At 55.7% G+C, this 14,916-nt stretch carries 15 protein-coding genes; 6 read left to right on the top strand and 9 right to left on the bottom strand.

Going from position 1 to position 14,916, the window contains the following annotated elements:
• The first annotated feature begins 65 nt into the window (after positions 1–65).
• A complete protein-coding gene (locus DYE26_RS15755) occupies positions 66–308 on the top strand; it encodes an NHLP leader peptide family RiPP precursor (RefSeq protein ID WP_036625332.1) in 243 nt (80 codons plus the stop codon).
• Positions 309–371: 63 nt separating this feature from the next.
• Here DYE26_RS15755 and DYE26_RS15760 read toward each other — a convergent pair whose 3' ends face one another.
• Together DYE26_RS15760 and DYE26_RS15765 are read right to left on the bottom strand one after the other, a co-directional pair.
• The gene (locus tag DYE26_RS15760; RefSeq protein ID WP_036625334.1) at positions 372–2,291 is read right to left on the bottom strand and encodes a sensor histidine kinase; all 1,920 of its coding nucleotides are present in this window, start codon (positions 2,289–2,291) and stop codon (positions 372–374) included.
• Between the two features lie 681 nt (positions 2,292–2,972).
• Positions 2,973–3,983, bottom strand: coding sequence for an SPL family radical SAM protein (locus DYE26_RS15765; RefSeq protein WP_036625337.1), 1,011 nt, complete (start codon positions 3,981–3,983; stop codon positions 2,973–2,975).
• 489 nt (positions 3,984–4,472) lie between these two features.
• On the opposite strand from DYE26_RS15765, the gene DYE26_RS15770 reads away from it, so the two are divergent.
• On the top strand, positions 4,473–4,796 hold the full coding sequence (locus DYE26_RS15770) for a hypothetical protein (RefSeq protein WP_115311233.1): 324 nt from the start codon (positions 4,473–4,475) through the stop codon (positions 4,794–4,796).
• Between the two features lie 50 nt (positions 4,797–4,846).
• Here the strand turns inward: DYE26_RS15770 and DYE26_RS15775 are convergent, their stop codons facing one another.
• Complete coding sequence (locus DYE26_RS15775) at positions 4,847–5,923, bottom strand: GGDEF domain-containing protein (protein WP_036625340.1); 1,077 nt, start codon at positions 5,921–5,923, stop codon at positions 4,847–4,849.
• 260 nt (positions 5,924–6,183) lie between these two features.
• On the opposite strand from DYE26_RS15775, the gene DYE26_RS15780 reads away from it, so the two are divergent.
• Entirely contained in the window at positions 6,184–6,993 is an 810-nt protein-coding gene (locus DYE26_RS15780; protein WP_082207902.1) for a threonine/serine exporter family protein, read from the top strand.
• A 62-nt stretch (positions 6,994–7,055) separates the two neighbouring features.
• A complete protein-coding gene (locus tag DYE26_RS15785) occupies positions 7,056–7,499 on the top strand; it encodes a threonine/serine exporter family protein (RefSeq protein WP_172531701.1) in 444 nt (147 codons plus the stop codon).
• Positions 7,500–7,574: 75 nt separating this feature from the next.
• Here DYE26_RS15785 and DYE26_RS34685 read toward each other — a convergent pair whose 3' ends face one another.
• Both DYE26_RS34685 and DYE26_RS15795 read right to left on the bottom strand, forming a co-directional pair.
• Positions 7,575–7,688: an RCKP-type rubredoxin-like domain-containing protein gene (locus DYE26_RS34685; protein ID WP_036625345.1), complete on the bottom strand. Its 114-nt coding sequence runs from the start codon at positions 7,686–7,688 to the stop codon at positions 7,575–7,577.
• A gap of 88 nt (positions 7,689–7,776) precedes the next feature.
• Complete coding sequence (locus tag DYE26_RS15795) at positions 7,777–8,634, bottom strand: GNAT family N-acetyltransferase (protein WP_036625348.1); 858 nt, start codon at positions 8,632–8,634, stop codon at positions 7,777–7,779.
• A 127-nt stretch (positions 8,635–8,761) separates the two neighbouring features.
• Between DYE26_RS15795 and DYE26_RS15800 the strand changes: the two genes are divergently transcribed.
• Positions 8,762–9,685: an AEC family transporter gene (locus DYE26_RS15800; RefSeq protein ID WP_036625350.1), complete on the top strand. Its 924-nt coding sequence runs from the start codon at positions 8,762–8,764 to the stop codon at positions 9,683–9,685.
• Positions 9,682–9,864: a hypothetical protein gene (locus DYE26_RS15805; protein ID WP_036625353.1), complete on the top strand. Its 183-nt coding sequence runs from the start codon at positions 9,682–9,684 to the stop codon at positions 9,862–9,864. Before DYE26_RS15800 ends, DYE26_RS15805 begins: the two co-directional genes overlap by 4 nt.
• Before the next feature lie 44 nt (positions 9,865–9,908).
• Here the strand turns inward: DYE26_RS15805 and DYE26_RS15810 are convergent, their stop codons facing one another.
• Genes DYE26_RS15810 through DYE26_RS15825 form a run of 4 tightly spaced genes read right to left on the bottom strand, consistent with a single transcriptional unit; the run spans position 9,909 to position 14,912 of the window.
• A complete protein-coding gene (locus tag DYE26_RS15810) occupies positions 9,909–10,385 on the bottom strand; it encodes a NanQ anomerase/TabA/YiaL family protein (protein ID WP_036625356.1) in 477 nt (158 codons plus the stop codon).
• A complete protein-coding gene (locus DYE26_RS15815) occupies positions 10,385–12,139 on the bottom strand; it encodes a ribulokinase (protein WP_082208092.1) in 1,755 nt (584 codons plus the stop codon). Before DYE26_RS15815 ends, DYE26_RS15810 begins: the two co-directional genes overlap by 1 nt.
• 25 nt (positions 12,140–12,164) lie before the next feature.
• The gene (locus DYE26_RS15820; RefSeq protein WP_036625359.1) at positions 12,165–13,958 is read right to left on the bottom strand and encodes an L-fucose isomerase; all 1,794 of its coding nucleotides are present in this window, start codon (positions 13,956–13,958) and stop codon (positions 12,165–12,167) included.
• Between the two features lie 18 nt (positions 13,959–13,976).
• Positions 13,977–14,912, bottom strand: a complete 936-nt coding sequence (locus tag DYE26_RS15825) for a dihydrodipicolinate synthase family protein (RefSeq protein WP_082207903.1) — start codon at positions 14,910–14,912, stop codon at positions 13,977–13,979.
• Between the last annotated feature and the right edge of the window lie 4 nt (positions 14,913–14,916).

A 14,916-nucleotide genomic window follows, 5' to 3' on the forward strand; every position in this document is an offset into this window, starting at 1 on the left:
TTTGTCGAGTTCCATGGTATAGTTAAGAGGAAATATTAACCTATTTTTCAGGAAAGGGTGATCTTATGACAACAGGAGCTCTCCTTCAATCGCAAGTTATTGAGAAAGCATGGCAGGACCCCAGCTTTAAGGCGAAGCTGCTCGCCGACCCGAAAGCCGCTATTCAGGAGGCACTCGGCGTAATTCTCCCGGATCATATCAAAATTAAAACCGTCGAAGAAAGCTCTGACGAATTTTACGTGGTGCTGCCGCCCAATCCGGCGAATGTGGTGAAAAGCGAGATCAAACCGCTCGGAAGTTGGGGATAGTTAATAAGCCAGACTCAGCGACGTCGGGCAGTTAACACCAAAACGGACAGGGAGCGGAAACGCTTATCCGTTAGATTGTTCCTCTTGATTTACGGAGGGAAACCGGATAACGACTTCCGTCCCTGCCCCTCTCTCACTTGTAAAGTGTATTTCGCCGTTCATCACCTCGATAATCCGGAACGTAACCATCAGCCCCAATCCGGTCCCTTTGGTTTTGTTGGAGAAATAAGGCTCTCCTAGCCGAGCCAACACCTCATTGCCCATCCCTTCCCCGTTGTCCTTAATATGAATCACGATGCTGTTCTCTTCCTCATAACCCCAAATCAGAATCTCGCCCTCCCCATTAAGCGCTTCGATACTATTTTTAATAATATTGATGAACGCCTGCTTAAATTTTGAGGAGTTTCCCCGAACGTAGAGATTTTTGGGAATATGAACGGAGATTTTGCCGCCTTGAAGGTTGGCGAGCGGAATTAATATTCCTTCGATATGGATAAATTCATCAAGCACATTGAGGACCGTTACCTTTCCGGCTTCAGGCTTGGCAAAAGTCAGAAAGTCCGTAATAATCCCCGACGCACGATCCAATTCTTCCAAGGCCATGCTTAAATAAACTTTATCTGAGTTTTGCTGTTTCTCGGCCAGCAGCTGCAGAAATCCGCGAGTAACTTGCAGCGGGTTGCGAACCTCATGGGCTACGGAAGCGGCCAGTTCGCTAATGATCTCCATTTTCTCCGAACGCTGCAGCTCATTGTTAAACATCTCCAACTGCTTGGAGTACTCAACCACTTGCTCATGATTGGCGGCAATTCTTCTGCCCAAAATAATAACCAGTGAGACGAGGAAGCAGACGACTCCCCATTTCCATAAAGAAAGTTTATAATACCCGCCGTTATAATAATACTGTAACAGGTCCCCAACGCAGATCAACGCAAAAGTAATAAATCCGGCGAAAAAAACAACCGCCTCTTTGTTCCGATTCATGATATAGATCGTTGAGGTGCAGGCCAAAATAATAAACTCTGCAATCATGATGTATCCCACTAATTGAACGGTAACCACGGAGTAGATCATGTAAAAATGATTAAACGACATCTCATTGACAAGCATAACAAGGAAACAAAAAATAAAGTAAGCGACTAAAAAATTCCGAGTATGTCGAATGAGGCCACGGTACCCGGGACCGAATATTTTTTCAAAGAAAAAGATCACCGAGGGAAGCATGGTAAACAACGATATGTCAAACAGCATCAACAATAATGAGCCCGCTGTCGTATAGTCGAAAAGCCAATTTACAAACGGTGAATACGTAAGCACGAGCAGCCCGCTAGATAAAATGACCGCGCAAAGCGAAAACCACATCGACATATTTACATATTTCAAAAAAAGAGAACAAACGAGCATAATTACGGCGATAAACATAAGCGTACTGCCCACAATCAAATCCGCAATGTTGCCTCTAACAAAGTCCTTCATCAATCCCTGATAATGACCGATTTTGATATCATCGAAAACGCCAATTTTGTTGGTAGCTGACGATACTCCAATATAGACTGTTTGCCCGGAATTTTCAGCAGTGATCGGGAACAGGACGCTATTTAGGTTATAGTTGAATTTTCGCTGGGTTTCGTAAACTTGAACTCCATCCATATCAACTACAATGTGCCTACCGTATATTTTATCGATTAGAACAACCAGGGAATTGTCGGTTAATTCGGGAAGCTGGATCTTGATCCATTGAGCCATCTCCGCGTTTGGCTTCAACGGAATCTTCTCGCCCGCTTTCACATCGATCCAACCATCAAGCGCCTCAAGCTGCTCAATGCTCATCTGCGGATCTAAGCGGTCCGTCCAAGCAATTTGCCAGCGATCTATTTTGATAACATCCGATCCCGAATCGCTTGAACTATTAAATAGAAAGACACAAAAAGCCGCCAGAAGCAGCACGAAAAAAACAGCCACGCCTTTGATCCAAGCCTTCATTACAGCACCTCTGCACTTAAAATAAAACGAGCTACCTTGTACATTTCGCTACAATCCCTATTAAAACCTCCAATTTTATGGAAATTTAGAGAAATTTTTTTAAGCTTTATGCACCACAGTTATTTTAACGTTTATATGAAGTTTTAGCTATGAATAGGTGCAAAAAAATGAAAGAAAAATTTGGCTCAACCTAATAATCAGCACTTGAAAGGGAAGGCCGGTGGGTTGGTCGGCAGATCAATATCCACTTTCCGGACGCTTTGCACGAATATCCCGTTTGATCCGGAAGGGCAAGACACCGGAAAAAATGAAAGGTCCGTGATTAGCCCCCACCCTCTACCCTCTGAACCAAAGGGATAATCGTGCTAAGCAGCGTGCAGGGATACCAAGACACGAACGCTATAATTTATTTTGTCAAGGACTGATCTCGGTTTTGAGCCAGAAATTTTGGGCTCAACTTTAGAAATCGGCGTTTGACGAATAACCGTTGGACGAGGAATAAGTGCCGTGAACTATAGGAGCTATCGCTGCAACGCGAAAAACCGCAGGCAGTGCCTGCGGTAAGAGTGTGGCCGAATTCTATAACAAGTAAAGAGGTCACAAATCCGCCATCGTCATGAAAATTATTGATCAAGCAATTTACCATATCTCTATGTCTGCAAATAAGACCCCTTTACAGTCTTAAAACGGAAAAGAAAGCTGCTCGACCTCCGGGGTAATTTCCCGCTCGGATACGGTGCAGGCCGGCTGCGGGACGGCCCCCGGCCGCAAGGCCGGGACCTCCGTGCCGATGCCGGATGAAGCCTGGGCCCCGCGCGTTTCCGAACCGTCTAGTCCGTGTTTGGCCAAAAGGGCGCGCGCCATCCGCTTAAAACGGTCCGTATACCACGGCTCCGCGTAGGCCCCGGCATAAAGCGCACGGTAGCGGGATACCAGCTTGGGATCATGCTGCTGCAGCGTCCGGAAGTACCAGGCTTTCACGTCCGGCGAAAGCCTAAGCAATGAGATCATGGCAAACCCGGCGCCATGCTCCTTGGCCGACCGGAGCAGGTTGTCCAAACCTTCCTCCGAATCGGTCAGAAACGGAAGGACCGGTGCGGCGAATATGCCGACAGGAATACCGTGCTCCGCCAAATATTTCACGGTGGAGAGACGTTTGCCGGGATGAGGCGAAGCCGGCTCCAGCTTGCGGATCAGCTCGGCGTCCAGCGTATTGACGCTGATGTTCACCGAAACGCCGCGCATTTTGCGCAAAATATCGATGTCCCGCATCACCAGCGGAGAACGCGTCGTCACGCTGGTATGAATCCGGTATTTGGCCAATACTTTCAGGCACTCCCGGGTGATCTGTTCCTTGGCTTCGACAGGCTGATACGGGTCGGTCGCCGTGCCGATCGCCACCTGCCCGACATGCCGGCTAACGGCCTCAATATCGTAGGCGAACTTACGGGTCAAAGCCGTTAGCTGCCGCTCCAGCGCCTCCGCCGCATTTTCCTTGACCGAAATATGAAATTGGAATTCGTCCTCCGCGCTTCTCCCAAGAAACGTCTGGAACGCTCTGGCATAACAGAAGCTGCATCCATGGCCGCAGCCGCGGTACGGATTAATCGACCATTCGAAGGGCATCGCCTCCTCCTTGACGCGGTTTAACGTCGTCTTCGTCTGAATATGTTCATACCGGGTTTCGGACATCCCCTTCCCTCCTTACATTAAAGCTCCACCGAAAAAAAATAAGGGCAAAAACGCACGTTATTCTGGCGATAACCGTCCATTCGAGAGAAATAGAGGAAATTTTTGTCGCTATTTTCTCGAATCACAAGGAAATGCCCATATTCTGGACCATCCATAGGAAAATAAGGACAAAAAGTGCCCCTAATGGGAATGAACATGGCTGGTTCCGGACAATAAGTACATAATGTGCCGCTATTTGAAGGCCGAGGATTCGCCATACCAGCACCGAACTGTCAAGCACCGATTTCTAGGTAGATTCTCATTTTTGCCGTTCATTTTTGCCAATCAATTTTGCCTATCGTCAATTCTTAGTATACCAAACATACGTTCTCATTATAAGACGTAAGGCGATCCAGATTTTTCAAGTGGAAGTTTCCATGAAAGCGAGAGGAACACCGGATTTTGGGGCAAACTCAACATAATCGCGAATTAAATAGGAGGGACTTGTTCATGGCTCCAAACCACGATAAAACCAAGGCGGATTTTGTATATGAAAGATACGAACTGTTAGCCGAAGACCGCCCGGAGAACGATATTCCCGATGATGATCTGCTGCACCACGATACGCGTGTAGCCCAGGGCATCAGCGAAAATACGGGCGAGGACGGCCAAAACGATATCGACAGCCTTCCCGATCTGCTGTTCGGCGAGCTGACCGATGTGCCTGACGCCGACGCTATCCAGAAGGACAGCCCGGTTGATCCGGTCGCACCCGATCCGGACGCAATGCATGGAACCGATTTGTTAAACGGGTACGACGGAGATGAGGATTAGCGGTAAATTGCGGGAATCCCCCTGACAATGCCGACGCTGGCGCCGTATGCTTAATAAATCGCCCGGCACAGCCGGTTGCGGCCCGCTTGTTTCGCCTCGTACAGCGCCTGGTCCGCCTTGTCGATCAGCTCTTCCTGACGAACGTTGGGATACGTTGCGCTGCCGGCGGAGATCGTTAGCCTAAGCTCCCCGCCTCCCGGCAGGAAGAACGGATGCGCCTCCACGTTTTGACGCAGCCGTTCGCCGATCTTCTCGATCTGCTCCGCGTCGCACTGGTCGACCAGGATGACGAACTCTTCGCCGCCCTTGCGAAAAATATGATCGCCCGGCCGGAACGTGTCCCGCAGCACATCGGCAAATTGCAATAAAACGGCGTCTCCCGCCGAATGGCCGTAGCTGTCGTTGACCTGTTTGAAAAAATCGATGTCGACAAACAGCAGCGTAAAGGGGGCGCCGTTTCGGTTGGAGGAGGCGATTTTTTGCGCCATCATGGCCTCAAACGCCCGCGAGTTGTACAGACGGGTCAAAAAATCGCGGGTAGCGGCCTCCCTCATCATTTTCACGGACTCGTCCGCTTCGCGCAAATGCTGGAGCATTAAATACGTAAACATCCCCGCGACAATAAATAAAAGGGTATACATAACTATAGCAGCCCATGAACTTATGTTTAACACCAGCAAAAAGAGAACCATCGTATTGGCGGCGGATAACATCAAGGCCGGCAGCCACCTCTTCAGCGAAAGCTTTCGCGCGCGCAGAAAAAACAGGGCAATCACCAGCGTGATCAGCACGTTCACGGCGCCGGCCATGGAATGGAAGCTAAACCCGTGCAAAAAGAACAGGCGGTAGACTGCAATAATCAGGGCGGAAATGCCCCCGCTGATCCCTCCACCCGCGTAAACGGCGATCAGAACGGGCAGCTGCCGGAAATCGGCAACCGTTTGCGCGCCGATGGGAAAGGTATAATACATCAGAACGACGCCGAACAACCCCAGCATCAATCCAAGGAACGCCCGGGTCCACGGCGTGCTTTGTTTTTTGGACAAAAACCTGCATTGAATCATATAGCCGAAATAAATAAAAGCCGTAAGCAAGGCAAAATTGGATAGTAAACTGTGCAGCATCATGAATGTACCTCTCTGAAGGAAGTGCAGGCAAATCGATGATTCATAATGCTAGCATAGCACAGATATAGATGAAAAAGATCATCTTCCCTCCTAAATTTCGTCATATTTCGACACTATTTATATAAAAATTCGACAAATTATTTAAAATTTTAAATTTATAAACATCGCGCCTCTCGGATAAAGCGCTGGATGGCCCATATTCCGGCTTGATAGACTGCGTGCTATAATGGCTCTGGAGATCGACGAAAGGGTGAAAACGGATGAATGAGACTTCGGAGTTGAATGAAGCTGCGGAGTTGAATGAAGCTGCGGAGTTGAATGAGGCTGCGGAGTTGCCGCAGGATTCTGTCCAGGTATGCCTTTTGGCGGGAAAAATCATGCTGCAGAGCGGCGCGGAGACCTACCGCGTGGAAGATACGATGAACCGGATGGCCAGCGCGCTGGGACTGCCCGGATCGCACAGCTATGTAACGCCGACGGGAATCGTGTTTCAATCCGGCGATACGGAATCGGCCAAACTGATCCGGATCGTCGAACGCACGACGGATCTGCAAAAGGTCGCCGATGTCAACGATGTATCGCGAAAGCTGGCCGGCGGAGAGCTGACCTGCGCCGAGGCCCGCGCCCGACTCCTGGAAATCGAGGCGGGCACGAACGCCTATCCGGTGGCGCTGCAAATCGCCGCCGCCGCGGTGGCCAGCGGCTGCTTCACCTTGATGTTTCGGGGCGGGCTGCCCGATTTCATCCCCGGGGTACTGTGCGGCGGCTCCGGATTTGCGGCCTTTCTTCTTTTTCACCGCCTGGTCAAAGTAAAATTTTTTGCCGAATTCACGGCTTCGCTGCTGATCGGCTTGCTGGCGGCGCTCCTCGTATCGCTCGGCTTGGGCCGCGAGCTCGACAAAATCATCATCGGCTCCGTCATGCCGCTTGTTCCCGGCCTGTTGATCACCAACGCCGTCCGGGATTTAATGGCCGGCCACCTCGTTTCCGGCTTGTCCCGCGGGGCCGAAGCCTTTCTTACCGCCTTCGCCATCGGTACGGGCATCGCGGTGATGTTTACGTTGTTTTGACGGCAGCAAAATGTTGTTCACCGGACCAAATGTCGTGACGCATCGGAGGGAATTTTAAACCTATGAACTTGATCGTTCAACTGCTTACCAGCTTTATCGCCTCGGCGGCCTTCGGCATTTTGTTTAATGCCCCGGGGCGCACCCTGCTGCAGTGCGGCTTCTCCGGCATGATCGGCTGGATCGCCTATGTGCTGCTCGAGCAGAGGGCGGACGCCGTTTTCTCCACCGTCGCGGCCACGTTTATCGTCGGCGTGATTAGCCTCCTTTTTGCCAGATATTACAAGAAGCCCGTCATCATCTTCAGCGTCGCGGGAATCATTCCGCTCGTACCCGGCGGCCTCGCCTACGATGCCATGCGCAAATTCGTGGAGAACGAGTACAACCTGGCCGTCCAGTTGGCCGCCCAGGCTTTCTTGATCTCGGGTTCGATCGCCATCGGACTGGTGTTGTCCGAGGTGCTCGGCCAGCTTCTGATCAGATATCCGCGCCGCTTAAACGGCAAATAGGCCCTGTCTCGCATCCGCATTTCTTCGGAGCGCTACGGGGCCTGTCCAACGCTTTGTATGATGTTTTGGGATTACTTACTGGGCTTCCACTTTGACGAATTGGCCTTTCGCTTCGCATTTAGGGCATTTTTGCGGCTTGCAGCGCCCTTCCTTCGTTTCCCCGCAAGCTTCGCATTTCCATACCGCCATCTAAGCTCACCTCCCCGCCATCCTTTAACTCGAATTGTAGCAAGGATTTCCGCGGGAAGATGAGATAAATATCACAACCAGGCGTCCGTTATTCCTCTATCGCCGACTTCATCCAAAACGTGTTCATATACACCTGTTCAAACCCTGCTTTCAGCATATTCCGATGGCTGGCCGTGCCGAATTCCACGTCGACGTAAACCCGCTTTAATTCCAGCGCCGCGGCAGCCTGAAGGCGATGCCGGATCAGCGCCGTCTGCAAGCCTTGCCCCCTGTAATCCGGGAACGTAAAATCGTTGGCCACGTATCCTTCCTCGCCGCGGATAAACAGGGAGCCCATCGCGGCCGGGTCCTCGTCCGCATAGGCCACGAAATTTTGAAAGTCGTCCCGGCAAAAGTAGCGGCATTTCCGCTCAATCCCCTGCTCGTCCAGCTTGGCTGCGCCGCCGTTCGAGCGGCCGATCAGCGCGATAAACCGCTTTGCCTCCTCCGGCGTGGCGACCCGGCGAACGGATAGCGCGGGAACTCCCGCTTCTCCCTGATTCCGGGGGCCGGGGCCGGTTTCGGGTTCCAGCTCCCGTTTAAGAAAAACAAGCTGCAGCCTCGGAACAAAGCCCTGCGACGATAAGGCCTCCGCGACTGCGCCGCTTTGCTTGTCCGGCGTCATATCGAAGCAGGGCACGATATTTGCCGTGCCGTAATGCCGCAGGATGTCCGGCAGCCGCTCCGCTTCGGCCGGTCCGAACCCGATGACGCGATTATAATAACTCGACTGGGGCGACTGACGGTCCATCAGCAGGGTTGCGCCGCCCATTTTCGTCGCCGTCAGTTTTGTTTCAAGATGCGATAACGACCGTTCGTTGTTGAACACCGTCATCTTCATTTCCAGAGCGGCAATCCGTTCCACATCCTCAACAATCCGGTTCTTTCGCTCTTGAGGCTTGTGCATGCCAGCATCATCCTTTCCGCTTGCTCAAATCCGATCGCCTTCGAAACCGGGGGGCATGATATAATAACAATCGGTTGTCCTTTTGCTAGAATAACATCTCTTACCGAAAGAAGTGAAGAACACCGCGATGATCGGCGATATCATTTTGGAGGTCGTCCTCCCCATTTTCGTGCTGATCGGACTTGGCTGCCTGATGCAGCGCGCGTTCCGGCTCGATTTGTACACCTTGTCCAAAATCAATTTTTATTTCATCACCCCGGCGGTGGTGTTTCTAAGCATGTACCAATCTCAAATGTCCGCGGAGCTGCTCGGCAGCGTCACCGGTTTTTACGTATTATATGTGTTGTTGTTATGGGGAATCAGCATGCTGGTCAGCCGCACCCTCAAGTTCAGCCGCGGGCTGCGGGCCGCGTTCACGAACAGCCTTATCCTCGACAATTCCGGGAACTACGGGCTGCCGATCAATCAATTGGCATTCAAGGGCGACCCGCTTGCCGCTTCGGTGCAGGCGTTGGTGATGACGTTTCAAAGCCTGGTCACCTTCACATACGGCGTGATGTCCGTGCAGCGGGCCAAATCCGGCGGCACGCTGAAAGCCGCCCTGATCGGATTTTTGAAGATGCCCGTGCCTTACGCTCTCGTGCTGGGCATGGCTTTGCACGTCCTGAATTTGCCCTTGCCGTACTTTGTCTCGAAGCCGATGGGGTATATCGCCGACTCCATGGTCGCCGTCGCCCTGCTGACGCTTGGAGCGCAAATCGTTAAATACCCGCTGCGGCTCGACCGGTTCGACGTGTATGTCAGCGTCGCCCTGCGCCTGCTGATCGGCCCGGCGATCGGCTTTGGTTTAATTTTGCTGCTGGGGCTGAAAGGCGTTCCGGCCCAGGCGCTGCTGCTCGCCTCCGGCATGCCGACCGGCGTGAACAGCACCATTTTGGCCGAGGAATACGACAATGAACCCGATTTCGCCTCGCAAACCGTGCTTATCTCCACCTTATTGAATATCGTGACGATGACGGCGCTGATTTCGCTCGCCAAATACGTGGGGTGACAGCGCCAACGCTTACCGGCGGCGATCGGAAGCGGCAGCAGCGGGCGATTGCAGCGGGCGGTTGCAGCGCCCGAACGGGGGCGATCGGCGCGGCGCTTGCTACGGCCCGGCCGGAGCGGGCGGCGCGCCGCCTGCATGATTCAACGGCGACGCTAGGCTGCACCATTGGAATCCGCTAGGTAGCTCCGATTGTCGTACTCGTACGGCCAAATCCGTTCCCCTATTAACGGAACTGCTCCAGGTGAATTTTGATCACGATTTTGCGGACTGGGCTCTCTTCGTGGATATAACCGCAAGGGCGATGCAGCTCGGAAGGGAAAAACACCGCGAACTGCCCCGGCCCAAGCAGCAGCTCGCTTACACACCCGGCAGCGGCGGCTTCGTAAAACCGGATGTCCTCCCCGGGCAGCCGATCCTCAATCATGTTCAGGCGGCCGCCATCCATCGTCCATCCGATCCGCTCTTCCCCGCTGACGATGAATTGGATGTCTACGTACGTCTCGTGGGACTCGAAGCTCAGCGAGGCTGCCGGGCGGGTAACATATTCCTGCACCAGCGCATACATCCGCTCCCCTTCCAGTTCGTACCTGCCGGCCGGCAGAGCGGATAGACGGCCCGTAAACAAATGCTCCAAGCCCCTGCGAACGGCAGCCGGATACACCTGCTTATCCCGCTCGAAACGCCTGATGTCGCCCGCCATCACCGGCGTCCGCTTCCTTTGGCGCGGCCGCCGTCCATCCCGGGCAGCTCGGGATCGCGCTGTTCTCCTGCCGCCGCGGCCGTCCGCTGCAGCCGCTTCAGCCGCGCCATCGCCTCGCTGCCTCCGCGCCCGAACAGATCGTGCAGCTCGGTGTACTCCCTGTATAACAGGTCATACACCGCCTTGTGCGCCGGGTTCGGGCGATAGGCCGCCTCCTGCACCCGGGCCATATGCCCCGCCGCTTCCTCGATGCGATCGTAACCGCCGCAGCGCGAACCTGCGGCTACCGCGCCCAGCATCGCCGCGCCGAGCGCAGGCGTCTGCGCGGAAGCGGCGATCTTGATTTCGCGGCCGGTAACATCGGCGAATATTTGCATCAGCAGCCGGTTTTTCCCGGGCAAGCCGCCGCAGGCAAACAGCTCGCGCACCTCCACGCCCGCCGCCTCAAAGGTTTCGATCACTTTGCGGGTGCCGAAAGCGGTCGCTTCAAGCAACGCGCGGTAAATTTCCTCCGGTTTCGTTTGCAGCGTCAAGCCCATGATCAAGCCGCTGAGATGGGCATTGACGAGTACGGAGCGGTTGCCGTTCCACCAATCGAGCGCAGCCAGTCCGTGTTCCCCCGGCTGCAGCCGGCTTGCCCGCCGCTCCAGCCATTCGTGCACCGTCACGCCTTCGCGTGCAGCGGCCTGTTCGGCATACGCCGGCACAGCCTGCTGCACGTACCAGCCAAACAAATCGCCGACCGCCGCCTGCCCGGCCTCATAAGCGTACAGTCCGGGGATAATACCGTCCCTGGCCACGCCGCAGATCCCTTCTACCGCCACCTCCTTGCCGCTGAGCAAAAGGTGGCAGAGCGACGTTCCCATAGACAGCACCATCTGCCCCGGCTTCGTAGCGCCGACGCCGGGGACGGCCGCATGGGCGTCGATCATCCCCGGAGCGACGGCGATGCCGGGGCGCAGCCCCATCACGGCCGCCGCCTCGGCCGTCAACCGGCCCGCGGCCCCATCCAGCTTCGCGATCTCCCCGCGCAGCTTGGTCTCCGCGAAGCTTTCGAACCGCGGATCAAGCGCCCGGCAAAACGCCGCGGAGGGGTATCCCTCCCCGGAGTGCCACAGCGCTTTATAGCCGGCGCAGCCGCTGCTGCGCTTCAGCTCCCCGGTCATCCAGAACACGATCCAGTCCGCCGCTTCGACGAAACGATCCGCCGCAGCGTACACCTCAGGAGCTTCGCGCAGCACTTGCAGCGCTTTGGGGAACATCCACTCGGAGGAGATTTTTCCGCCATAGCGGCTGAGAAAAGCTTCGCCACGCGTTGCCGCCACGGCGTTGATCAGGTCCGCCTCCTCCTGGGCGGCGTGATGCTTCCACAGTTTGACGTATGCGTGCGGCTCGCGGCGGAATCCTTCTTTTAAGAACAGCGGGGTTCCCGCTTCATCCACCGGGAGCATCGTGCAGGAGGTGAAATCGACGCCGATGCCGATCACTTGCCCGGGGGAAACGCCCGCTGCGCGCAGCACCTCCGGTACGGACCGCCGCAGCACCTCCACGTAATCGCCGGGGTGTTGGAGCGCCCACTCCGGGCCAAGCCGGATACCGCAGCCGATGAGTTCCTCCTCCATTACACCGTGCGGATAAGGGGTTGCATGCCAGGCCAGCTCCCGTCCGTCCGCCGCATCAACAAGCACCGCCCGCCCCGATGCGGTTCCGAAATCGATTCCGATCGCATAACGCGGTTCCGTCTCCTTGCCCATGTCCATCTCCATCCTTTCCGCCCCTCTATTTGTACAGCGGGCCGAACGCCGCGCACGCCCGGTAATCGGCGCCGACCGGATCGTTTGCGCCGAAGGCGTCCCAGGCGCTTGGGCGGAAAATCCGCTCCTCAGGCACGTTGTGCATGGTGACCGGAATCCGCAGCATGGCGGCAAGCGTCAGCCACTCCGAGCCGATATGCCCGTAGCTGGCCGCGCAGTGGTTGGAGCCCCAATGGCTCATCACCGCGTAGACGTCGCGGAACGGACCGGAACCGGTCAAATTGGGGACAAACCAGGTGGTCGGCCAGGTCGGGTCGGAGCGGCGGTCCAGCTTCTCGTGCACCTCCGGCGGCAGCTCCACCGAATAACCTTCGGCGATTTGCAGCACCGGTCCCAACCCGCGGATAAGATTGATGCGGGCGATCGTCAGCGGCATGCCGCCGCGCGTAGTGAAATCGGTGGAAAATCCGCCCGACGGGAAAAAGTCCTTTGCCGGGCACCAGGCTACCGCGTCTAGACAACGCTGAACCTCCTGCTCGCCGATCTCCCAAAACGGCTTCATCGCCGGCTGCCCGTTCAAGCTCTGTTCCCCGGTGCCGTCCAGCGCGGCCGGGCCGGAATTGATCAGGTGAATCACGCCGCACGCCGCCCGGCCCGTCAGCCGCTGCCCGGTAACGCGCTCCACCGCCTCCGGACTCCAGTAAGTCCGCACATCCGCGAAGATTTGCGCGCTTTGGCTGAGCTGGTGGCCCAGCAGCATCGTGACCGCGTTCAGGTTGTCGTTTTCGGTCGCCAGCACAAACGGTTCGCGGATGCCGTTCCAGTCGAAGGAGCTGCACAGCACCGCCTCCATGAAATCGCCGGTCGGCAAATGGTCGGTCCAAGCCCGCTGCCCCTGAAATCCGGCGGCGATCGCGTTATGGCCTATCGCTTCCTCGCCATAGCCCATCTCCGCGAGCTTTGGATTTCCGATCATCAAATCGCGGGCAATCAAGGCCATTTTCACGACGGTCTCCCAATCCCGCTCTTTCTGCTCCGCCGATCTTTGCCGTTCAGGGGGATTCACATCCTCTCCCTCGCGGCAGTTGGCTTTCGTCCAGGCCAGCGCTTTGGCGTACTCCTCGCGGTCGTAAATGCCCCGCTCCATCCGGCGGATGAACTCGGTCATGTCCACGTACTCGTTGCGCATGCCAAGGTAGTTCTGGAAAAAGCCCTCGTCGACAATGCAGCCGGCGATCCCCATCGAAACGCTTCCCATCGACAAATACGATTTGCCGCGAATCGCCGCGACCGCCAGTCCCGCTTTGGCGAACTGCAGCAGCTTGTCCTGGACGTCGTCCTGAATGGTATCGTCTCCGATATCCTGCACATCACGCCCATAAATGCTGAACGCGGGCAAACCCTTCTGATTATGGGCGGCTAACGCGGCGGCCAAATACACCGCTCCCGGGCGCTCCGTGCCGTTGAAGCCCCAGATCGCTTTCGGCATCCACGGGTCTTGGTCGATCGTCTCCAGCGGATAACACCAGGAAGGCGTTACCGTGATCGTCAGGCCGACCCCCTCGCGCCGGAACTTCTCCGCCGTTTTGGCCGCTTCGCCCACGCCGCCGATCGTCGTGTCGGCGATGACGCATTCCACCGGCAGCCCGTTGGCGTGGCGCAGCTTTTCGGTGAGCAGACGGGCGCAGGCCTCGGCCAGCTTCATCGTCGGCTCCTCCAGGGACTCGCGGATGCCGCCCCGGCGTCCGTCGATAACCGGGCGGATGCCGATTTTGGGCATTTCGCCCGCCAGACGATTTACTATGATAGGTAAGCTCATGTTGTTTATCCCTCCCAATTATAATGAAAGTTGCCCGGAGATACGCCGCGATAAATCGCGAAGCTGGCGGACTTCCAAGCGGTTCGTTTCCGTGAAGCTCCGGTGATCCTTGACGCGGCAGCCATAATTGCCGAAAATGCCCTCCAGCATAAGAAAATACTTGGCGTTGACCGGATACAGCTGCTTCTCGATCAGCGAGGTCATACTTAGAAAACCGGTCAGTTCATCGGCCTTCTCCGGCTGTTCCCGCCAGTTTTGCAGCAGCCATACATACAGGTCCGGTTGAAAATTGGCCATGACCCCGCTGTAGCCATGTACGCCAAGCTCCAGCGTTTCCAGCAGGGTGGCCGTGTTGGCGTTGTATATTTTCAAGCCGCTGTCCCGGGTAGCTTCCAGCTTAAAGCGGATATTGCCGGTGTCGCAGCTCGTGTCCTTCAGGAAGCAAAAACGGCCGGTGCCGGCGCTCCAGCGGAGCAGTTCGGGCGAAATGAGCCGTTTGTAAGGATAGGGGCATTCGTAGAAGCCGAGCGGAATTTGCTCCGGCAGCTCCTTCAGAAGCCGCTCCAGATTGTGTTTCCACACGTCGTCCCCTTCCTCTTCCCGGGCCAGCCGGTTGGTAATGAGCACAAGCGCGTCGATGCCCGTCCCGGCCATCGCGTTCAGTTCCCGGACCTGTTCGGCAAAATCGTCGGAGATGTGCCCCGAAGCGATGACCGGTACGCGCCCAGCCGCCTTCTCCTTAATAAACGCGGCCAGCTTCACCCGCTCTTCCAAACTCAAATGGAACATCTCGCTGGACTGGCATACGGCAAACAGCCCGTTTACGCCATGGGCGATATACCATTCCACAGCCCGCGCCTGCGCCTCGTAGTCGATTTGTCCGCTCGCCGTAAATGGCGTGACCATCGTCGGCCAGACACCGCCGGCCATGGGCGAATTACTCTGCCTATTCATGTGC

It is taken from the genome of Paenibacillus macerans, assembly GCF_900454495.1.
GTDB classification, from domain to species: Bacteria; Bacillota; Bacilli; order Paenibacillales; family Paenibacillaceae; genus Fontibacillus; species Fontibacillus macerans.